14 protein-coding genes are annotated in these 23,273 nt (G+C 46.1%); 2 read left to right on the top strand and 12 right to left on the bottom strand.

The genetic code is table 11. The annotated features are described in order from the left end of the window. Positions 1-173: 173 nt before the first annotated feature. The 5 genes from VHA02S_RS12515 to VHA02S_RS12535 all read right to left on the bottom strand — a co-directional run bounded on the left by VHA02S_RS12515 (position 174) and on the right by VHA02S_RS12535 (position 8,685). Complete coding sequence (locus tag VHA02S_RS12515; RefSeq protein WP_038898577.1) at positions 174-1,643, bottom strand: protein adenylyltransferase SelO; 1,470 nt, start codon at positions 1,641-1,643, stop codon at positions 174-176. Positions 1,644-1,859: 216 nt separating this feature from the next. Continuing rightward, positions 1,860-4,853 (bottom strand): M6 family metalloprotease domain-containing protein, encoded by a 2,994-nt coding sequence (locus tag VHA02S_RS12520; protein ID WP_038898596.1) that lies wholly within the window; start codon positions 4,851-4,853, stop codon positions 1,860-1,862. A gap of 231 nt (positions 4,854-5,084) precedes the next feature. Beyond that, the gene (locus tag VHA02S_RS12525; protein ID WP_005446560.1) at positions 5,085-6,452 is read right to left on the bottom strand and encodes a TrkH family potassium uptake protein; all 1,368 of its coding nucleotides are present in this window, start codon (positions 6,450-6,452) and stop codon (positions 5,085-5,087) included. After that, the gene (locus tag VHA02S_RS12530) at positions 6,449-7,111 is read right to left on the bottom strand and encodes a potassium channel family protein (RefSeq protein WP_005446558.1); all 663 of its coding nucleotides are present in this window, start codon (positions 7,109-7,111) and stop codon (positions 6,449-6,451) included. The genes VHA02S_RS12525 and VHA02S_RS12530 overlap by 4 nt, the downstream gene beginning before the upstream one ends. Positions 7,112-7,449: 338 nt before the next feature. Next, a complete protein-coding gene (locus VHA02S_RS12535; protein ID WP_009702403.1) occupies positions 7,450-8,685 on the bottom strand; it encodes a DEAD/DEAH box helicase in 1,236 nt (411 codons plus the stop codon). Positions 8,686-8,882: 197 nt separating this feature from the next. On the opposite strand from VHA02S_RS12535, the gene VHA02S_RS12540 reads away from it, so the two are divergent. Continuing rightward, a complete protein-coding gene (locus VHA02S_RS12540; protein ID WP_038898578.1) occupies positions 8,883-10,205 on the top strand; it encodes a hemolysin family protein in 1,323 nt (440 codons plus the stop codon). A gap of 62 nt (positions 10,206-10,267) precedes the next feature. Here the strand turns inward: VHA02S_RS12540 and VHA02S_RS12545 are convergent, their stop codons facing one another. Beyond that, positions 10,268-12,229, bottom strand: coding sequence for a TonB-dependent receptor domain-containing protein (locus tag VHA02S_RS12545; RefSeq protein WP_029788631.1), 1,962 nt, complete (start codon positions 12,227-12,229; stop codon positions 10,268-10,270). Here VHA02S_RS12545 and VHA02S_RS12550 point away from each other — a divergent pair. Continuing rightward, positions 12,204-13,076, top strand: coding sequence for a 4'-phosphopantetheinyl transferase family protein (locus tag VHA02S_RS12550; protein WP_038898579.1), 873 nt, complete (start codon positions 12,204-12,206; stop codon positions 13,074-13,076). The genes VHA02S_RS12545 and VHA02S_RS12550 overlap by 26 nt on opposite strands. Before the next feature lie 15 nt (positions 13,077-13,091). Here VHA02S_RS12550 and VHA02S_RS12555 read toward each other — a convergent pair whose 3' ends face one another. From VHA02S_RS12555 to VHA02S_RS12580, 6 genes are all read right to left on the bottom strand, one after another. Beyond that, positions 13,092-14,033 carry a hypothetical protein gene (locus tag VHA02S_RS12555; protein ID WP_038898580.1) on the bottom strand — a complete coding sequence of 314 codons (942 nt, stop codon included), beginning with the start codon at positions 14,031-14,033 and terminating at the stop codon, positions 13,092-13,094. After that, positions 14,026-17,973 carry an enterobactin synthase subunit F gene (locus tag VHA02S_RS12560; protein WP_038898581.1) on the bottom strand — a complete coding sequence of 1,316 codons (3,948 nt, stop codon included), beginning with the start codon at positions 17,971-17,973 and terminating at the stop codon, positions 14,026-14,028. The genes VHA02S_RS12555 and VHA02S_RS12560 overlap by 8 nt, the downstream gene beginning before the upstream one ends. A 33-nt stretch (positions 17,974-18,006) precedes the next feature. Further along, positions 18,007-18,897, bottom strand: coding sequence for an isochorismatase (locus VHA02S_RS12565; RefSeq protein ID WP_009703624.1), 891 nt, complete (start codon positions 18,895-18,897; stop codon positions 18,007-18,009). A 66-nt stretch (positions 18,898-18,963) separates the two neighbouring features. After that, positions 18,964-20,583 (bottom strand): (2,3-dihydroxybenzoyl)adenylate synthase, encoded by a 1,620-nt coding sequence (locus VHA02S_RS12570; protein WP_038898582.1) that lies wholly within the window; start codon positions 20,581-20,583, stop codon positions 18,964-18,966. Then, on the bottom strand, positions 20,580-21,800 hold the full coding sequence (locus VHA02S_RS12575) for an isochorismate synthase (RefSeq protein WP_050567809.1): 1,221 nt from the start codon (positions 21,798-21,800) through the stop codon (positions 20,580-20,582). The genes VHA02S_RS12570 and VHA02S_RS12575 overlap by 4 nt, the downstream gene beginning before the upstream one ends. Before the next feature lie 338 nt (positions 21,801-22,138). After that, on the bottom strand, positions 22,139-23,245 hold the full coding sequence (locus VHA02S_RS12580) for a hypothetical protein (RefSeq protein WP_038898584.1): 1,107 nt from the start codon (positions 23,243-23,245) through the stop codon (positions 22,139-22,141). Positions 23,246-23,273 lie beyond the last annotated feature (28 nt).

The following is a 23,273-nucleotide window of genomic DNA, read 5'->3' on the forward strand; positions in this document are numbered from 1 at the left end:
ATACCAAACGGGCAGAGGGTGATGGGTACAGATGTTCAACAAGGAGCAAGTTGTAGACCAACTAAATTATCAATTTAAAATCAGCAAGTTAAGTTAAAGTCAAAAGTTAGCCAGAGCAAAAAGGGGTTAAATCCACCCATGCTAATCTGCGTGATGGGTGGAGAATGACACATTTAAGAAGAGCAGCTAATTTCCATCTTTTTCCCCCACTCTGGAGGCAGTTTGGCGTAGTCATCCAACTCTGGCTGCTCGTCATAAGGACGCTTGAGCAATTCAGCCAGACGGCTTACTTCACTGAAGTCTCCTTCCTCTGCCTTATCAATGGCAAGTTGAGCTAGGTAGTTACGCAAGATGTATTTTGGATTCGCTCGACGCATCTTTTCACAGCGAGTTTCTGCTGATACGCACTCACCGCGCTCGTCCACTTCCAACTCACAGCGGGCAAGATATAAGTCTACCCATGCACTTGCAGCTTCTCGATCAATAAACAAATCAATCACAGCTTGGGACGAGTTAACGTCTAAGTTAGACAACTCACGGAAGAATCGCGTGTAGTCCGTTTTGTTTTGGTTCAACAGTTCAAACATGGCTTCGAACAAGCGTCCGTCTTCTTCTATTTTGGTCAAAAGACCGAGCTTGGCGCGCATCAATTCACTGAACTTCTGGCTAAGGCGCATTTCAAACTTTCCTAGTGCTGCCTCCAGATCTTCCCGCTGCACAAGCGGTGACAAAGAATGTGCTAAAGCCGAAAGGTTCCAAAGAGCGATACGTGGTTGCTGTTCAAAGGCATAACGCCCTTGGTAGTCCGAATGGTTGCAGATGTAATTAGGATCGTAGTCGTCGAGGAAGCCAAACGGTCCATAATCAAAAGTTTGCCCAAGTATCGACATGTTGTCGGTATTCATCACACCGTGGGCAAAACCATAGGCTTGCCAGTACGCAATCATCACTGAGGTTTTCTCCACGATGGTCTCGAACATGGCAGCATATGGTTTCTCCACTTCTAAACAATCTGGGAAATACCACTCGATGACTTTATCAGCGAGGTACTTTTGCTCACTAAGTTGGTTGGTGTAGAAAAAATGCTCAAAGTGACCGAAGCGAATGTGCGTTTCAGCGATTCGAATCAGTAGCGCGCCATATTCCATCTTCTCACGGTAAACAGGCGTATCGCTGTCCATCATGCCAAGCGCTCTGGTCGTAGGAATGCCTAACCCAGCCATGGCTTCACTACACAGATATTCGCGGATCGTAGAGCGCAATACTGCCCGACCATCCCCCATCCGTGAGTACGGCGTGAGCCCTGCTCCTTTGAGGTGAATATCAAACCAAGTGCCATTTTGGTGCTGCATCTCAGCCAGTAACAACCCGCGACCGTCACCTAAATCCGGGTTGTACACGCCAAATTGATGCCCTGCGTACTTCATTGCCAAAGGAGCAAATGATGCAAATTCGTTTTGCCCTGCAAACACATTCAACAACTCTTCATTCGCGCTTTCTGGTAAGCCAAATTGCTTCGCTAATTCTCCGTTCCAAACAACCCAACGTGTGTTATCTAAAGGCTGTGGCGTGACATAAGTGAAAAACGCAGATGGCAGGTCACTGAAGCGATGGGTGAAATTAACACCTTCCCAGATGGACATAGTAGTTCCTTAATAAAACGACTTCCTAAACGTGAGTATAAGCGCTGAACAGGTTTCTCTTCAGCCACGAATTATTCATGGGTATTTACGAAATACCGATAACGACAGACCAACATGAGATGACTTCACAACGCGTCACTGTACTACGGGACGAGACAACTAAAGAAATAAAAAAGCCACTCGGCTGAGTGGCTTTAATGAATGAACAAGAGACGCTTATTGCTCGCGACGACGCCAGCCAAACAGCCCTAATAACAATAGTGCCCAGTAAGACAAAGCACCACCGCCACTATCCGAATTGTCAAAACTTAAGCTGCTTACCGAAGCCACCACTGACACATTCACTGAGCCAGTCGCCAAGCCACCATTCCCATCCGACACGGTGTATTCCAGTTGAACATTCGTCACTTGATCTTGAGGTGCTTGGTATTGGATCTTTCCATCCACCACACTTGCCGTTCCCACGCCGGATGGATTACTCACGCTCTGCAACACTAAGCGATCTTCATTGAAATCTGAATCATTGGCGAGCACGTTGATCATAATGCTCTTTCCAGACTCAACACTGGCGCTATCTTGATTAGTAACCGGCGGCGTGTTCTCAACATCAACACTAACCGTCGCGGTTGCAGACAAACCACTAGGGTCCGTGACCGTCACTTGGAAGGTAAGCGTCTCGCCCGCCTTCGTTCCTTGCGCCACAGTAAACTTCGCGTTCACACTATTCGCATCTGAAATAATGGCTTTAGTACCCGTCGTTTGCTGCCATCTATAGTTAAGCGCATCACCATCAGGGTCAGAGCTTGAAGAAGCTGACAAGCTGCCTTGCCCGTTCGCTGTCATGCTACTGGAATCAACTTTGGCATTGGCTGTTGGCGCTTCATTTTGACCATTAACACGCACTTGCACCGCCACTGGCAGCGATTTCAGTGCGCCATCTGAAGAAACAAGACGATATTGGAAACTGTCATTACCCACGAAGTTTTCTTTAGGTATGTATTGGGTGCCGCTCAATGTGCCATGCGTAGGTTGTTGCGTGTATTCCACATTGAATTGATAGCCAGGGGCAATAAAGTCATTCGACGTAAGCGCAAGCGTTACAGGCACGTTTTTGTCCGTCGTCACCGTGTCCGTTTTAGCCTCTACGATATTGCTTGAATCAATATCAAACAGTGCGCTAAAAGGAATGTAAGAGAAGTTTTGACGCATTAAACCTGAAGAGTAAATACGTTCACGATCTCCTGCCCAAATCGTTGGCACTGCTTCTTGTTCCGTCGCTAAGGTGCTTCTAAAGTTATAGTTAGATTCAAAACGCCCGTTCTCAATTTCAACCACAAGCAAATGCTTACCTGCCGCTATGCGACTTGGCTGTTCAAACAGAATACGAGTGCTGCTACGAAGTGAGCCTTCCTGCAGAAGCTGCGCCTCATTTTGATCGAACTGCAAACTGAACGATTCAAATCCAGGATGTGGGAAACGCCATACCTTGTAGTTCATCACCCCAGCATTGTCATTAGGTGTCACATAAAGTTGCAAGCCATCCAATTCTGAAGCCACTTTAAGATCCAAAGAGACAGCCAAAGCGTCATCAGAGCTTGGGTAAACATATCCTCGATGGAACGAGTTTTGCCACGCCGACTTGTTTGGCTCACTTGGCATGGTTAATGAAAACGTTGCCGAGTTTGATTCACTTGAGATATTTGAGATACGAACACCCGTGTTAAAGCCTGCTATGCCGGTCAAACTAGGGTTGGAATCGTCAGAAATGCTCGTGCCACCATTTGGATAAAGATCTCGATCGTCGCTAGGAAAACCGGCTTCCAATTGTTTGCGTCCGTCAGCTTGCATGATCTGCACCTGCATATCACCGACATCGTTGAATCGATTTGAGATATTCACCGACATTGCCAACACCCCTTCTGATACCAATGCTCGGTCGTACCCTTCAAACCGTCTATTCTCAAGGTAGATACGAGGACCGAACTCTTTAAGATAAGGATCAAGATAAACGAGCTTCACTTGCCCATTTTCAACCGAAGCAGATTCATCGCTGGATTGCGCAATGTCCGGCAGTACAAAGCCCGCAGCATGCTTACTCCAAGCGCTCATGTTGACCGGTGTATCTCCAGCATAACGGTCGCCTTCTTTCTTCGCCCAAGACCCACCACCCATCACGCCCCACTGACCAATAGATGCATCGCTGTTGTAAGAGTACAAATCCGGTAACCCAAGCATCAGGTGACCAAGTTCATGGACGATCACCCCCAATGTGGATTGATGCGTCTGCTGAAAGTCAGCAAACACACAGTAGTCTCTGATGGTAGTTCCGTCGATTGACACCGCATCATGTGAGTATTTGTGCGGCCATATAGAAGGACGATCTAGCTGGTTTGCCGCCAAGTCCCCACCAGCAAAAACAAACATAACCGAGAGCTCTGTTGGTTCGACACGACCGCTGCTGTCGGTGTCGTATTGAGCTAAGTTGATGTATTGGTCTAGCTTTTGGTACGCCTCAGAAAAAACCGCCTTAAGCTTGGTATTACAAGCATCACCGCTGGTTTTGGTGCTACAGTTAGGATGGTTTTGGTTCACCGTGACACTAATAACGCCATCATCCGCAGTGCCATAGCTTTCCTTCGCTGGTACGACGCGATACTTCCCATGTGAGTTCTTGTCATAATAATCCACCACGCTTTGACGATTTTCGCCAAACACCAACTGTTGAAAATCGTTAACCATAGTCTGGTTATTAAACGACACCTCAACCACCAGCAAAGGCTGTTGAACCACACTCGATGAACTCATTGCTCGGTATCCTTGCTGAGCTTGGCGCATCAAGTTTGCACGAGCTTGGGGTTCTAGTGTTCTCAAAGAAGAAAGAGAAGGTTTTAATAGTACATCAGGGCGGTTTTTCGATACTTGTGGAGCGATTGCAGATTGTGTTTTTTCTACTCCAGTCGAGACAAGTAGCGGCTGATCCGCTTCTCGCTTGATCTCAGCAAAAAACCAAGTATCACCGTCTTTGATTAATGCATTTCCTTGCTTATCTTCATGCCAGTAGAAACTAGCGGTACCGCGAACCAGAATTTCACTGACCGTCCCATCACTGAGAGTCACGGGTTGCCAAATAGGAGATGGGGGTGTGGTTGCCATGCTGTGACCAGAAATCAGCGCGGTCAACATGGTGAGTGCGAGAGTCTTTAACTTCAAACTACGGCTCCATGAGTTCGATGTGTAAGCCATGCATCTCATATGCAAATGATTACAACAAGTTATATATAGTGGAGCTATGAAATAGTACAGAAATCGAGAAGGAATGAAATGCTGTGACAGGAGTAGATCGAAATTATTTGCATTCGCTCACTAATTTTATAAAAAATGCGAGAGCCGAATAATCAAAACTCTCGCGTAAGCTATTAATATTAAAAGATTAAAATGCAATTAACCTGTTAAAACGTTATCTTCTGGGTATTTAATTAATGTCGGTTCTGGTCGCGCCAGCATGTAGGCTAGTGTCAATGGACCAATACGACCGATGATCATCACAACGATCATGATGTACTTACCTGGTTCCGACAGTTCTGCTGTCAATCCAGCCGTCAAACCTACCGTCGCAAAGGCAGAAATGGTTTCAAACATCACCTTATCAAACGCGGCTTTCTCAGTAATCATCAACAAAAACATCGCAGTGGTGAGGATAGCGCCACTTACCACGATAATCGCTAATGACTTGGTTACGGTTTGCCAATTCACCGTGCGTTTAAAGATCACAACATGCTTTTTCTGGCGCAAGAACGCCCATGTTGCCATAAATGCCACTGCAAAAGTCGACACTTTAATACCACCACCTGTAGAGGTTGAGCCCGCACCAATCAACATCAGTACGATCATCACTAACAAAGCAGGTTGGGTAAACTGAGCCAAATCTACGCTGTTAAACCCAGCGGTACGTGCACTTGCCGATTGGAAGAAAGCCGCTAGCCATTGCCCCGCAACAGGCAAAGACGCCATGGTATTTGGGTTATGTCTTTCCAGTAGCCAAAACAAAATAGTACCGACACCAAGCAATGCAGGTGTCGCGATCAACATGATTTTGGTGTGCAGATGCAAAAAGTGAAAGCCTTTACGCCAATGCAGCCATAAATCACCGATCACGGTGAAGCCCAAGCCACCGAAGATAAACAAACCCGCTAGGGTGAAAATCACCACCGGGTCGTTAACAAAGCTCATCATACTATCGGAGAACAACGCAAATCCTGCGTTATTGAATGCTGAAATAGAATGAAACAGCGCATAAAACATGCCTGTTTGCCAGCCCATTTCTGGCACCCAGCGGAAAGATAGGAAGATAAATCCAATGGTCTCAGCAATCAGAGCAAAGACAACGATTTTCTTGACCAATTTACGTAAGTTGACTTGACGATCTTGCCCTAATGCATCTTTCGCAAGTGCTTGTTGACGCAAACTCAAACGAACACCAAACATATACAGCAGCACCGCAGACAGCGTCATCTGCCCTAGCCCACCAATTTGCATTAAGAACATCAATAGCACTTTACCCGCCAAGGTAAAGTGCTGCCCGGTATCTACGACACCAAGCCCCGTTACACTGATAGCCGAAGTCGCAGTGAATAAAGCGTCAGTGATAGAAAGCCCGGTTACAGAAAAAACCGGCAGGGTCAGCAAAACAGCAGAAGGCAATAACACACCGAGAAAGCTCAGCAATATAATGCGCGGTTCGCCACCTTTCGCTTTATCTCGTTTGCCATCTGGGGCGTAAAACACGCCTCTCTGATGAAATTGCTTCATAGTGATTTCAACTTGCTCGCAAGTTTGTCTTGGGGTCCCACAACAATGATGAGATCGCCGATCTCCAGCGTTGAATTGAGATCCGGTGCTTTGGTGATTTCTGGACCGCGTTTAAAGCCAAGCACTTGTACACCTTCCACCTTACATAAGGCTAAATCGCCAAGTGTTTTGCCCATCCAACGAGAGCCAATCACAAACTCTGTCATGGCTAAGCCACTGCCTAGTGGATGAAACTCCAACACACGTTTGTCCAGCATCTTACGCGCCACACGAATACCCATATCACGCTCTGGCATGATGACGTGGTCTGCACCAATTTTTTGTAGTACACGCGCTTGGAAGCGATCATTCGCTTTTACCCAAACCGATTTCACACCCGCTTCTTTTGCGATAAGTGTTGCGAGGATGCTGGCATTGACGTCTGCACCGATAGCAATCATGACCATGTCATAATCATCAAGCTTGAGTTCTGCGACTGTCTCTTCATGAGTACAGTTCGCTACGATGGCTTGGCTAACAAATCCCGCCGCTTCTTTCACTCGGTCTTCGTTAATGTCTACCGCCAAAACTTGTGAACCTGAATCCTGCAGTTCTTTACAAACGGCCAAGCCGAAACGACCTAGACCAATTACAGCAAATTGCTTATCACCAGTTTTCATTCGTGCCTCATTTATGCGTTGAATAGCAGGCGCGAAAGTCTGCGCCTATTCCTCACCATCTGCAAACATGACGACAAAAAATTGACAAAACCCTAACTCAAACCTTCGCGCAAGATCTAACCAAAGCGTAAGACACATTGAACGAGTTTTCCTAATTATTAGCAATTAAATCAAAAGAATAACTACATGCTTCACACTTCATCTGTGCATGGTTTTCGCTATCAAATAAAGAAAGAAAACTGAGACCACGTTGAACAAAAAGCCAGAGAGAAAAGAAAAAAGTAAAAAATAAGCCGCATCGAGGTGCGGCTTATCATGTAGAAAAGAGCTATCAAACGTTATTTAGCGTTACGTTTATCACCATTTTCGCGACGTGGACGCTGATCTTGCGGCTTACGCTTGTTCTTCGGAACATAGTTCAGAATCGAAATTGGCACAGGTTTTCTCGGTGCAAAACCTTCAATTTCTACACGCTCTAGCAAATGACCAAGGCGGCTTTCGATCATGCACAGGTTTTTGAAATCGTCTTTCGATACCAGTGAAATCGCCTCGCCCTCTGCACCAGCACGACCAGTACGACCAATGCGGTGTACATATTCATCGGCTGGGTAAGGTAGATCGTAGTTAATCACGACAGGCAAGTTATCAATATCGATACCACGTGCCGCCACACCCGTTGCCACTAAGTATTGGATTTCACCGGCTTTGAACTTCTCAATCAGTTCTTGGCGAACACGTTGGTTACGACCACTGTGGAAAGCTTCAGCCACAATGCCACGCTTTTCTAATTGAGTAACCAGTTTCGCTGCGCCATGTTTTGTCTCGATGAACACCAACACTTGCGACCAGTCGTTCTCATTCAACATGTGGCTCAGTAGTGAAGATTTCATGTCTTTATCAACTGTGGTGATCCATTGCTTAATGTTTGACTTAGACGCGCTGTGCTTTGCAATGGTGATTTCTTCAGGATCAACAATTGCATTCTTTGCCAAATCACGAACTGGGTTAGATAAGGTCGCGGAGAACAGCAAGCTTTGAATATCTTCTGGCATGCAATCGATGATCTTATCAATCGAATCAATAAAGCCCATATCCAACATTTTGTCAGCTTCATCTAGGACCAGCATTTCCACTTCATCAAAGTGAATAGCACGCTGACCGTATAGATCAATCAAACGACCTGGAGTGCTTACGACAATGTCTACGCCTTCAATCAACGCTTGTTTTTGCGGTGCGTAATCCACACCACCGAACATCGCCATAGAACGCAATGGTAGATTTTTGCCATACGCTTCAATGCTCTGATGAACCTGAAGAGCCAATTCGCGCGTTGGCGTTAGGATGATCGCACGTGCACGCTTTTTACGTTGCGTTTCGCCGTGGCTCAGTTTTTCTAAGATTGGTAATACAAAGCTGGCAGTTTTACCTGTACCCGTTTGTGCTGCGGCAATTAGGTTGCTACCACGCAGAACAATAGGAATGGCTTTTTGTTGGATAGAAGTCGGTTTTTCGTAACCCAGCGCCTTCACAGCATCTGTGATAGAAGCACTTAAACCAAGCTTAGAAAATGGCATACAAACGTCTCAACGAAGAAATGGGCGCGTAGTGTATCAGAATCCGAACTAAGTAACAGAATCTATCTGTCTCCAGCAGAGGCTTACTGAAATCTACTCGTGGCGACAAAGAAATTCTATCCTTTTAATAAGTCATTCAATTGTTACAGCGTGATGATTTATTCGCCACTTCACGTTTCTTGTATTTGAACCTCGTTATGCTGCTAGGGTGTGCATCACTGGAAAACTTCATGGACATTTTATTACTGGTTGGATTAATCGCGCTCAATGGTGTGTTCGCCATGTCTGAGATTGCATTAGTGACTGCCAAAAGCGGTCGACTGAAAAAGTCAGCCGAACACAGCTCTTCCGCTCGTCTTGCTTTAGAGCTTAAGAATAACCCCACTCAATTTCTCTCTACTATACAAATCGGCATCACCGTCATTGGCATCCTCAGCGGTATTTTTGGTGAAGCAACCCTCTCAGTTCCATTCGGGCATTGGCTCGTCGCACAAGGTTTAGAACGTGAGATAGCAAATATCCTTGCAACGGCAATTGTGGTGGTCATAATCACTTACTTCGCCATCGTGATTGGTGAGCTCGTGCCAAAGCGTTTTGCACAAAACAATGCCGAACGCATCGCTGTCATCGTTGCCTACCCAATCCACTGGCTAGCAAAACTGACCACGCCATTTGTCATACTACTGACCGTTTCGACCGACACACTGCTTAAGCTTCTACGCCAAAACAACGCAGGCGAAATCGTCACAGAAGAGGACATCTTTGCTGTTGTTAGCGAAGGTTCTGAATGTGGTGCTATTGAGCCTCAAGAACAATTGATGATCCGTAACTTGCTCCACCTTAATGACCGACTAGCACTTTCACTCATGACACCGAGATGCGATATCCATTATCTCGATTTAGATTTACCTCTCGATGCGATTTTGAGGAATCTACGTCAAACTCAGCATTCTGTTTGGCCCGTCTGCAAAGGAGGGTTAGATAACATTATCGGCACCGTTTCCTCTAAGGCGTTATTAGATGAATACGATGAGCTATCCATTTCTCGCTTAGCCAAGCTGTTGAAACGGTCGCGCTTCGTACCCGAATCAATGAAAGGTCTACCACTGCTCAATTACATGCAACAAACCAGTACCGAGATGGTGTTTATCGTCGACGAATATGGCGATGTGCAAGGACTAGTAACTCACTACGATCTGCTTAAATCCATCGCTGGTGAATTGGGCATGGCACCACAGCAACTCTGGGCAAAGAAACAGAAAGATGGCAGTTGGATCATGGATGCGCTGATCCCACTTAACGAGTTGAAGTACAAACTAACGTTGAACCATATTGAAGGCGAAGAAATAGAAGGATTCCAAACATTGAATGGTTTTCTGACGTGGTTAATTGGGCGCGTGCCGACTCAAGGAGAAACCGTCGAATATCAACAATGGCAATTTGAGATACTACACGTGAAGAATAATCGCATTGTCCAAGTCAAAGTCACCGAGTCGCTCAGCGAAATGAAAAGCGATTAAAGCGGAATAAAAAAGCAGCTTCCGGCTAGGAGGCTGCTTGTTAGATCAAACCAGTATTCGCTTTAGAATAGGTAAGTTGCACTTACGTATGCACTGCGACCTTTCTCTGAATAACCGTAGTAGTCGTCTTCATCATCAAGCTCGACATCAAAGATGTTGTTCAAGCCAGCTTTAAGATTGAGCTGTTGGAAGTCATAAGCAACACCAAGACCGACAAGCGTGTAGCCATCTACTGTTTTGTTCTCACGGCTTTGGTTTGTGATCACCTGTTCACCAACGTAGTTTACTCGCGCAAACGTAGTGAATGCATCAAACACTTCCCAGTTCAAATCAAGATTTGCAAGATGCTCTGGCGTCTTCATGAGCGTATCACCCGTGCTCTTGTCTTTCGCGTCCGTGTAGGTGTAGTTACCCTTTAGGTTGATGCTGTCAGTAATATCATACCAACCTTCAAGCTCGATACCTTTGATCTCTGCTTTACCGATGTTTTGGTAAGTGAAGATAGGCATTTTACCAACCGCACCAACTGGCTTGGTTAGGTCGCGTTCAATCTTGTTCTTAAAGTCCGTGTAGTAGTACATCAAACCAACACCCATAGACGTGGACTCATAAGCAAAACCGGCTTCGTAGCTTTCTGATTCTTCAGGTTTTAGATCATCGTTACCCGTTAACCAACAACGGTTACCACAACTGATTACACGTACTTGATCGCTGCTTTCCATCATACCCGGCGCACGGAAACCACCACCCGCACCACCTTTGAACACAAATTCATCGGTGAAGCTATAAACTGCATATGCTCTTGGACTGAAGTGACTACCATACACTTCATGGAAGTCTTGACGACCACCAAGTGTCAGCGCCAATTTATCGAGATCGAACTCACCCTGAACAAAAACCGCGCCTTGATAGTTATCGATGTCGCCTGATGGTACATCTCGGCTGTTTTCCAATTCAGAAGTACGGTATTCGCCACCAAACACCCACTCATGTGAGTCACGCCACAAACCAGAAACTTTAAAATCAAGCGTGTTGTTTTGTAGCTCAACATCAGCAGCGCCATTGGTGTATGCCGTACTTGCATCATCAAGCTTCATATTTTCGCCATACAAACGTACTTGTGTATCCACAGACTCCCATGCACCTTCATGCGTCAGTCCGTAGTTCCAACGCGTTGAGTCTTGAGAATTTGTTTGCGCACCCGAACGAGGATGGACCCAATCCGCTTCACGCTCATCGTTGGTGTAAATCACATCGGCGATCAAACGCTGTTCATCAGTAAGCTGCCAAGCCATCTCACCAAATACATTGGTGGTGTCTTTCTTTTCTAATGCATCAAAGGTCGGGTTAGTATCGGTACGCCACGGATCTCTTGAAGAGCTTTCAACAATGATGCTGCCTTCAAGGTTTTGTGCGAGTTCACCACTAGCGTAAGCATGACCTTTAACACCATCACCACCGTCGCCTTCAAGAATGCTTTCGTATTCCAAACCAACAGAACCTGATGTCTCTTTGGTTGGCGACTTCAAGATAACGTTGACCACACCACCCATCGCTTCAGACCCATACAGGGAAGAAACCGGACCGCGAACCACTTCAATTCTCTGAACCGCAGTCAGTGGGATGCTTGATAAGTCAAAATCGTTACCACGAATCAAAGCATCTTGAGAGTTAATACGACGACCGTTAATCAAAACCAAGGTGTGCTTAGAATCCAGACCACGAATACGAATGGTGTTACGACCGTAAGCTGTACTACTCAACACACTCACCCCGGTAGCACTACGCACCGCTTCTGAAATGTCTTTTACCGGCATCTTAGCGAGATCGTCAGCGGTAATTACCGACACTGATGCCGGTGCAGTCAACTCTGAATGCTGTGTTAAAGACGCTGTCACGACCATGCGTTCCATTTCCACAACATCATCTTTATCGTTAGCAACTGCATGACCACTGAGTGCCGTCAAAAGTGCACCGGCAAGCACTGTCGGCATAAATGTGGGCTTTTTAACTAAACTATTCACTGCATATCCTTATATCTATTTTATAAATAAATTGAGCTCGCAAACTCTAATAAACGAATGTATAAATGACAATCATTACTACTCGTATTTACATTTAGATTTGAGCTGGGCTATATTTTTGAACTGCAACACATTGAAAAGCACCGAGCTGGGTAACATTCTCGACCCTTTCTGTCTTCAATTAGAAAGTGTCAGTCCAAGGGTTCACATCGTAAAAGCCACACCGGAGATGTATTCCAAATTGGGCTTTCCCGAGGAAGAGCAACAAATTCATAAGTCGATAGCTAAACGCCAGCGAGAATTCAGAGCAGGACGCAACGCGGCTCGTGCCGCCATACAAATGCTCTCCTTAAGCCAAGATAACGGGAACTCCCCGCTCATTTTGACGGGGAAATCCAGAGAGCCTTTATTCCCTCAGCCAATCAGTGGCAGCATCAGTCACACTGATGGTATTTGCCTCGCGGGTTGTGCATTAAAAAGTGACATCGCAAGCTTAGGGATCGACGTAGAACGCAATGTCCCCCTCGCCTCACACCTTTTTACAAGCATCTACACAGGTGACGAACAGAACTTAATCAAATCGTCTAGCCACCTACCTGATGCTCTGATATTCAGCATCAAAGAGAGCTTGTTTAAATGCTGCTTCCCCTTTGTTCAGGTGTATTTCGATTTTCTAGAAGCACAAATCATGCTGCTGCCTGAGAGTAAAAACTCAGGACAATTTCGCTTCGAGCTGATTGGAAATAACCAAACCTCTTTAACCGCCAAATTACCCGACCTTCCATTTCATGGCTACTACTGCTTCAACAAGCAGTTTATTTTCTCACTGTGCTATTTCTCCTCATGAAGTCGTCATTCATTTCTATTCGATGACCTTTTTGATCACCATTTGCTGTCGTTCATTAACCAGCGGTAAGCGCTGCTCTAAACGCCACTTCCACATTTGTGGGATTGAAATACCTACTGTATCGAGTTGCCTTGCCTGCGGACCCAAGTACCAATAAGCATCAACCAATTCATCTAAGCAGGTAAAAGCATATGGATTCACGGGAGGCTTTTTCGGGATCAGTTCAAGAAACGAGCGCTGTTTTAGTAAAGGCTGATCCGTCGGGTAAATGCCATGTTCAGGGGCATTCAGTTCGCTAGATAAGATGTGTGGCCAAACTGATACATACTGCTCACCAAACTTGTGTTTCGCTAGCTCACCGAAGGTGCTGTGTTTTGCCATAAAGCCCAGCGTTGGCGAGCACTTTAGAATATGTCTTGCACCAACTAACACCACCACACCAAGCCCACATTTCGACGTTTGTTTTTCTACTCCTTCTGCCAAAGCTTGATCACGTTGTGCACTGAGCTTTGCTAACTCTTTCGAATGTTGGATGTCTTCCCAGCTGAACGATGGTTCGGTCAACACTATCTTGATCGGCACCTTACGCGTGCTATTTACAGCACGAACTCGCTCAAAGAAAGCACCGTAACAAGGATGCAACCAAGCGGGAAATGCGACTGAGTCCAACCACACCGCCGCTAATTCAGCTTGGGTAACCGTCTCTCCCGATAAGTAGTTATTGAGTAATGCTTGATGCTTGGCATTCCCAAATTCAATGAACAAATGAGAAAACGAGCCATCCAATTCAGGTGCAAGTAAGGCTTCCGTTATCTTCTCGAACAGTTCGCTAAACCAATGAGCTTCACCGATGGCAACTACACTGCCAGCGTTAAGTTTGCTTTTGAGAAAAGCCAGAGGGGAAACCGCCCCCTCCAACAAATCCTTAGTTTTTGCTTTGGTTGAGGTATCAAACATCAAATCTCTCTCTCAGTTCTTCAACCATATGTGAACCAATCAAACGCAGCATATCTGGGCGCATCATTTCACGGTGAATACACGCGACATCGATCACTTTGAGCTCGCCATCCATGTATTTGAACCATCCATTGCGATCAAGAAATGCCTCTTCCGGTGGCTTCTCCGCATTGAAAAACAACACATCCCCTTGATACTGATAATCGACGCTATCGCGTACGCGATGATTGTTGTTAATGACCACTTCCACCATTGCCGTAATGGTTTCAGCACTCAGGTGCGCCATTGATGATCCTGCATCTTGTAAAATGTCGATCACTTCAGGTCGCGTTAGGCTAGAATGCAACGATTCATCAAACTCTACCCCAGCCATACGAATTAAGGCGCCAAGCGCTTTCTCTTCGCCAGGCGGGTGCATACTTTGCCATTGCTCCGTTGGGTAAGAGTCCAACAAGGTGACTAAGCCAACTTCTTGACCTTGCTGCTGTAAGATACCCGCCATTAAATGCGCAATCATGCCGCCAATAGACCAGCCTAGTAGGTGATATGGACCAAAGGGTTGTTCTTCTCGAATCGCCGCCACGTAATCCTCAGCCATTTCGGTCATTGATTTAGGCAGCGGAGAAGAAGGGTCACCGAGGTTTTTCGCTTGTACGCCGTAAAGAGGCACATTGGATGGAATAATCGGAGTCAAAGCCGCATAGCACCAACTCAAGCCACCAGCAGGATGGACACAGAAAATAGCTGGCTTGCCCTCTCGTTTTCGCAGAGGCAGTAAGATATTGAGTGCTTCATCGCTTTCACTGCCATTTAACTTGGCGGCAATACCGGAAACCGTCGGAGACTCAAACACCGCCGCAAGCGATAGCTCAATTCCCATGATCTCTTTCACATGAGCAATCAACTGAGCAGCAAGCAACGAGTGTCCGCCTAATTCAAAGAAGTTGTCATCCACACCAACCGCCGGTAAATCAAGTAAGCGGCAAAATAGTTTGCATAAACGCTCTTCAACAAGGTTACTTGGTCCTTTTGTGCTCACTTGAGCAGACAAATCTGGCTTGGGTAGCGCATCACGATCCAATTTACCATTCGGTGTTAAAGGGAAGCTTTCAAGCTCAACAAAATAGCTTGGCACCATGTAATCCGGTAATGGCTCAGCAAGGTACTTTTGCAGTGCATTAGTATCAATTCCCTGCTCAAGATCCTCTGCCGACACATAAGCAACAAGGCGTTTATCATTCTCAGTATATTCCTGAGCTAACACGGCAACTTGCGCAACACTTGGGTGGTTTGCTAAGGCATTTTCAATCTCTTCTAACTCGATTCGGAAACCACGAATCTTGACCTGAAAATCGCTTCGCCCACAGTATTCAATCGCACCATCTTCGCGCCAGCGCGCTAAATCACCAGACAAGTACATTCGGCTACCTTGTGGACCAAAGGGATTGTCGATAAAGCGCTCTTGAGTCAGTTCTGGCTGACCATGGTAGCCCAGTGCCAACTGTCGACCTGCAATGTATAAGTTACCCACCACACCAGGAGGTACAGGATTAAGTTCATCATCAAGAATATAGATTTGCGTGTTCCATACAGGACGACCTATAGGAATCGAATTCCCTTGGGTATTCGCCTCACTTGGCCAGTAAGTTACGTCCACCGCAGCTTCTGTCGGACCGTACAAATTATGCAATGGTGCATCAAACTCTTGGTAATAGTGATTGACTAGCTCCATTGGCAACGCCTCCCCGCTACAAAAGACTTGGCGTAGACTTTGGCACAATCTGGCATCTGCTTGTTGTACGAAAATTTGCAGCATTGAAGGCACAAAATGCAAGGTGGTGATCTGCTCTTTATGAATCAAATCTTGTAGGTATATTGGGTCTTTGTGTCCGTCTGGTTTCGCAATAACAAGGCACGATCCGACCATCATTGGCCAGAAGAACTCCCATACTGAAACATCGAACCCTGCTGGCGTTTTTTGTAATACCCGGTCTTTCGCATCAATTGGATATTGGTCGTGCATCCACAAGAGTCGATTGACAATCGCATCATGCGTAACGACGACGCCTTTTGGTTTCCCGGTCGAGCCCGAGGTATAAATCATATAAGCTGGTGAATGAGGTTCTGGCTTAACTTGAGGAGGCAGCGGTTCTACTACTTTGTATATCGTAGGCAGCGTCTCATCATCCACTAGCTTTACATCCACCTCTTGCGGCAGTTTGTCTTGAAGCGTCTTGGTTGAGAAAACAAATTTCGGTGAAGAAGATTCGAGCATGTAGTGGATACGCCCCTCGGGGTAGTCAGGATCCACAGGCACATAAACCGCGCCAGCCGCTAAAATGGCTTGCTGTACTACAATCAGCTCTTCGCTTCTTGGGACACACACAGCAATGCGGTCACCAAGCTCAACGCCTTGCGCTGTTAACCAGTTGGTGAGTGAATACACTTTGCGAGCCAGTTGCTCGTAACTCAACTTCTGACCTTCAAAGATCAAAGCCGGAGCGTGTGGTGTCAAAATACGTTGGCGAGCCATGATGGCGGACAGCGTCGTTTCCGGCACTTCGCGAGCGGTATCGTTCCATGTCTCGACAACCTTCTCTCGCTCACCAGCCAGTAAAATACTGACATCACTCACTTGGCAATGAGAAGGATCTTGAGCTTCTGCGCTTGTAAAAAAGTCACTCATAAAATGGAACAAGCGTTGTTGATGCTCATGAATCTCTTTCTCTGAATACAGCTCTGGATTCGCATCCATATCGATGTGTAATTGCCCAGCTAATTCATAGCAATAGAAAGAAATGTCATCGACCGGTCCGGCTGATAAGTTGTGTGCTTTTGAAGTGAGGTCACCGAATTTATGCTCGTACTCAAACGGCATAATATTCACCAATGGACCAAATAGATTACGATGATCTTTTACCAAATTTAGCTCGCGATGAAGCTCTTCATAGCGATAGCTTTGATGACGGCGAACCGATGCAAATTCTTGGTTAACTTGCTTCACCAACGTTTTGATATCCAGTCCTGATTCAAAACTGACTCGTACAGGAAGAATATTGACGCGCATCGCCGGAGTTTGAATGGCTACCGAGCCCAAACGCCCCATCAGAGGCACACCAATCACCACTTCATTGGAGCGTGTCATACGGTGTACATAAGCCGCGATAGATGCGATAAGTACGCTATACCAGTGTGTTCTGCACTGTTTAGCTAACGACTCCATTCTCTGAAAGTCAGAGGCTGCCATTGCACCTTTTAGGCGAAGGAAATGGTCTGAAGTCACTGTCGGCTTACCCGCAAGGTTTACAGTGTCAGAATGGTCGGCATAACGCTGTAAATAAAATGCGCGATCTTTTTGGTATTTCTCAGAAGCTTTATAGTCGTCATCTTCTTTCAAAAGAGCCTGTTGGTCTGCAAATTCAAGCTTCTCAAAGTGCTCTCCTTTGACCAACTGACCATAAACATGCGCCACCCGCCCCGCGACCAGCGACATGCTGTAACCGTCTATCGCAATGTGATGCAGTGAAAGGAACCAAACGTATTGATCATCGGAGAGCTTAAGCAATGCCATGATGAATAAAGGACCTTGTTCCAAATCGACAGGTTGCTTTAACTGATCTTTCATCCAAGTCACAGCGGCATCAAGCGGTTTAACGTGTTGCGAAAAGTCGATACGTTCGACTTGCCAGGTTTGTCTATCTATCACCATTCGCGGTCCTTCGGTGGTGGTAACAAACTTAGCGTGCAACGAGTCGACTTCATAAATTGCCGTTTTGACTGCTTCAACAAAACAAGGCTCATCCACCTCGCCTTCAATAACCAGGTATTCGCCAGTCTTATAAATTGGGTTTTCAGGGTCACGTAACTGAGCAAACCAAATCCCTGCTTGGGCATCCGTAAGCGGCAACAATTGTTCTGCCGTATAAGGTAAATCGTACATGTTCATTCCTTTGTCATTCTTCCGCTTTGGCTGTTAGGTCAGCTTCTTCTCGATCAGTCTCCACCAATCCTGCAAACTCGGTTTCGCTGCTAATTCCATAAAACTCACATCAAGGCCCGCCTGTTGCCAATCTCCGACCAGCGACATCATGCGTACCGAATCCAAACCAAAATCAAGCAAACTATCCTCCGGCGTCATCTCATCGGCAGCTACCTCTAACAGCGCCGCTAACTGTTGAGTAAGTTGCGGTTGCGACTGAGGAATCACAAAATCACCAGCTGCGAGTTCGTTCGCACTTGCCACTTGTTCGAGCAATTGCTGCTTGTCCAAGACATAACCGCATCGACCCGCCACATAGTTGAGCGCCATGTCATGATCGCTCGCTGAGAAGTCAGCAACGGCATCGGAAACCATGAAAGCTTTAATGTCTGTCATGAACGCTTCTGCCGCTGTTTGTAAACAACCGATGTGAGCATAAATACCCACGATAATTAGCTGATCACGCCCCGTTTCATCCATCATGGATTTAAGTGGCGTGCGTTGAAACGCACTGTAACGCCATTTGGTGTAAACGGTGTCCTGCTCCGTTGGCGCAAGTGCTGGGGAGATTCGAGTAATGTTGTCATCCGCTTTTAAACCGGGGCCCCAAAAATCGGTCAATAAAGCGCGATCTTCTTGACGTTGGTCACCGGGCTGCGCGGTATAAACCACTGGAATGCCGGCATCAATACATGCTTGTTTGATCTCTTGAATGTTGCGAGTCAACGTTTGAATCAGCTCGCTGTCTGCATCGTAGAAATTGAGAAAGTACTGCTGCATATCGTGGATTAACAACACGGCACGATGTGGTTCTACTGACCAGTTAACGCGATTTTCTGGCTTCACTTTCGTTAGTGAGTAACCAGAGATAGATGGAATGGCCATTGGGCTTATCTCCAAAGTAATCAAAATGCCAAGCACACCAAATCAACCTTGGTGTTTCGACCTTGGTTAAACGAGTTCGAGTAATTTATTTTTATTCACTTTACCTACTGGCGTTTTGGGTAATACATCAACAAAAACGACCATATCTGGGATCTTAAAATCAGCCAGCCCACGCCCTCGTAAGAAACGCTTTATCTCGATCGGTTTCGGGGCTTGCTGCGGGCAAACTAAGGCAGCACAACTGCGCTCCCCAAGGTAATCATCTGGGATGGCAATAACAGCAGCATCATGGACACAATCGTGCGCCAGCAAATGGTTCTCGACCTCTTCTGCTGCGATTTTTTCACCCCCTCGGTTAATCTGATCTTTGTCGCGACCAACAACTTTCAAATTGCCCTCTTCAGTCAGCAGTACCACATCGCCAGTACGGTAGTAGCCTTGCTCGGTGAATGAACGCTGATTGTGCTCTGGAGCCCGGTAGTAACCTTGAATGGTATAAGGTCCACGCACGAACAAAATACCTTCCGTACCTTGCGGGACAGGGTTACCCATTTCATCGAGTATCAACAGTTCATCAGCAGGTGACATTGGGCGACCTTGCGTCGTGACAATCACGGACTCAGGATCATCTAGACGGGTGTAGTTAACTAGCCCTTCAGCCATGCCAAATACTTGCTGTAAGGTACAACCAAGTTCAGGTTTGATACGCTTTGCCGCTTCCTCACTAAAACGAGCCCCCCCAACTTGCAGCACTTCTAATGAAGTAAGGTCATGTCGAGTTCTTGCGGCTTCATCGAGCCACAATAGTGCCAACGGTGGCACTAAAGCGGCTACGGTAATTCGGTACTTTTCAATCAAAGAAAAGGCAGTTTGAGGGCTTGCGTCTGGAGCAAGTACAACGGTGCCACCCGCCATAAAACAGCCCAACGCACCGGGAGAACTCAATGGGAAATTGTGGGCGGCCGGTAAAACACAAAGGTAACGCGTATTTGGCGAGAATTGGCAAACCTCATTGCTCGCTCGCACACTGTATAGATAGTCGTAATGTGTGCGAGGAATAAGCTTAGGTGTGCCAGTCGTACCACCCGATAATTGGAAAAAGGCAAAATCTTCACCGCGATGAACTTGAGGTTCAACATTGTCTAGCAAGAGCGCTCTAAGGGCTACGCAACCAATCGGCATGGCACTCATGTCACCCGCCCAAACGATGTTCTTTAAGCCTGGTAATTCAGACGCTACTTGCAGCGCAATATCAGCCGTATCGACGCCGAGTTGAGGAGCAGTGATTAACGCTTTTGCCTGTGTAAAATGACAAAAGTATCGAATCTCCGAATAACGATGAGCGGGTAACGCAAGCACAGGTTGAACGCCAATTTTAAGCAGTGCAAAAAAGCTAATGTAAAACTCGCCTATGTTAGGCAAATGCAAAACGACCTTGTCGCCAGATTTAAGATTCAGAGTCGATTGGAAACCAGCAGCTAACTTATCAACATGCTCAAGTAACGATTGATACGTCCACTGTCGCTCCCCGTCAACTAGAGCAACATGGTTAGGAGAAATAGAGACGCTTGCCTCAAGCATCTCTGGAATGGTTTGCTCTGTCCAAAAGCCCGCTTGGCGGTATTGCTTTGCTAAACCTTCTGACCAAGGTGTAAAGCCAGAGGCATTCATGCTTAAGCAAGTCATTGAACCACCTCCATATTCTCACGGATTTCAATACCCAGAGCGTTCAATACAGTGCGCATTTTATTTCCTGTTTCTTCAAGCTCACTTTGTGGCTCAGATCCGGAGACGATCCCAGCTCCGGCATAAACTCGAATACGCTTCTTCTCAACTTCAGCGCAGCGGATCACAACAACCCATTCGCCATTACCACGAGCGTCTACCCAACCAACAAGACCCGTGAAATAGCCCCGATCAAAGGGCTCCACTTGACTGATGAAATCGTAAGCTTGAGCCGTAGGATAGCCACACACGGCAGGCGTTGGGTGAAGCGCACTCGCCAATTTCAGAACGCTGGTATTGGCATCGGAAACCGTCCCTTCAATACGAGTCGAAAGGTGCAACATGGCTTTGGTTTCAATAACCGACGGCACCATAGGCACATAAAGGTTATGACACCAAGGTTGAAGCGCTTTTTCTACCGCATCGACCACTACCGCATGCTCATGAAGATCTTTGCTACTCTCCATCATGAGCTCGCCTTGCTGCTGATTCATTGATGCATTTTCACAACGTCGACGAGAACCTGCCAGAGGATTTGAGCACACATGAGGACCTTTGCGGGATACCAGTAATTCAGGGCTGGATCCCATCAAATAAGCGTCAGAATGACCACCGCCGATACGAGTAGAAAAGGTATAACCACCAGGATTTTGCTTGAGTAAGGTTTTGAGGAAGCGAGCTCGATCGATTTCATCTTGTGTATCCACTTGCATCGTGCGTGACAACACCACTTTATCAAGAGCGATATTTTCTTGGCTGCAACGATGAGTGGCAAGCTCAACACTATGCATGTATTCAGTAGGCGTCGGGATAGGTTGAATAGAAGAAGGATGACAGTCGTTGCAACCATCGATATCTAATACTTTATCCGGTCTGATCGGTGACGTAGTGATCAAACGCTCAGGGACGATAAAGTGCACGGGATTATGTTCAGAAAACGGTATTACACCAACGGCAATAGGGTTGTCATTCCCCTCTTCCTTCGCCGATTCTAGTAATTTGCTAATGTGAGTATCTAACTCTGAGAATTTAACTTGTTGGGAAAATTCTGCAGCAATGCCTTGCGTAAGCAACGTCACCGTCGGTGAGCTAAAGAAGAACGAAGCGTCATCCGTATGGGCGTTGAGAAACTCTGTGAGCATAGTACTGCTTCCCATGGAGTTACGAAGCATAATCATCTCTCAAACTGTATTAAACATAGCGTCCTAAATGAGATTCCTTCTCATTTGAAGAATGAGACTACACACCTAGTTACAATTATTCAATCATTTTTGATAATAATTATCATTCGCATAACTTATAGTTTTATAAATTAATATTCTTAAACAAATAGAACCTCAAACAAACAATTCACCATACTTATATCTAAGTAGCTTCAAGGTGGAGGATTCAGAGCGACTTGCCTTGGTTCGTATGCATCGTTAACAATTTTTGATTTGGATCCATAGCCAAAAAGAAAGGGCTAACGCCATCAGCCGTCAGCCCTTTCTCAATCTTTATTTCAATTAACAGCGCATCAGTTGTTATCAACAAAGCCGTATTTCTTATCACTTAATGAGCGAATCTCATTGAAGCGGTCTTGCGTCTTCCCACCGATAATATCGACGCGTCTTTGCATCTCATTTACCCACTCCCTATCTTCCATCACATCACGAGGGAATACCGTTGTTCGTTGGTTATCACCCAGATAAAGAAAAGCATCAAACAAACCACCGACTTGGGCGTCCATGTCGTCCATCGCAGCAAGCTTATAACGGGCTTTTGGTAATAAATCGATAAACCTCAGATCAGCAATCGGACTTTTTGCGACCTCAAGAAGCGCCGGAGCTTTTACGTCATGAAACGTCTTCACCACTTCTGGTTCCGTCATTGGCCAAATCAAGTAGGTACTATTGGGAAACGCTTGCTCTAATCGTGTCGCCAATGGCCAAGCACTGGCTTGTGTTTTTGCAACGTAATTCCGCGGCGCATTCACCAAATGGAAAGCCCCAAAAATCAACAGTGCTTTCTGATTGTTTTGTATACGCTCAGCAGCAACTTGATAAAAATGATCCGTCTTGTTTTTAGCTGCTTGCTGCCATACCTTTTCATCACTCACAGTGCTCCAATCAAACGGTGCTTCGGCTAAATGCACATGGATTTTTTTCCCTTTAGGTAGCGTTTGATTTCGCACCTTTATCGCTTTGAAGAAATCGGCATAAGCATCTGGCATCCAAGCCATAAAGTAGATCGAACCTCGCAAAATTGAGCGAAGCTGTTCATCACTCACGTCCCCACCAGCTAAGTAGTTATCCAGCACAGGTTGGTACTTTGCATTGCCAAACTCCACCACAATATGCGTGACTTGATCTGAAAATGCAGGAGTCGAAACCAGCTCTGTTGCATAGCGCAAGAAAGCATCATTCCAATGATAATCGCCAATACCCACAAAGTTGTGTTGCTTAAACGCATTAAGAATCGCAGCGTCTGCTGATTTAGCTTGCTCGACCACTTGTTCGATTTTTTGCTCGGACAGATCTACCTCTGCGTAGTGTGGTAAATACTCACATCCAGCCAACCCGATAAGCCCTAACGTGAGCAACCAAGGTTTGATTTTCCAACCTAGTTTGTTCGTCAATTTCATTACCTCCTTGTTAACATTATGACAACGA

This window comes from Vibrio harveyi NBRC 15634 = ATCC 14126 = KCTC 12724 (assembly GCF_001591145.1).
GTDB lineage: Bacteria > Pseudomonadota > Gammaproteobacteria > Enterobacterales > Vibrionaceae > Vibrio > Vibrio harveyi.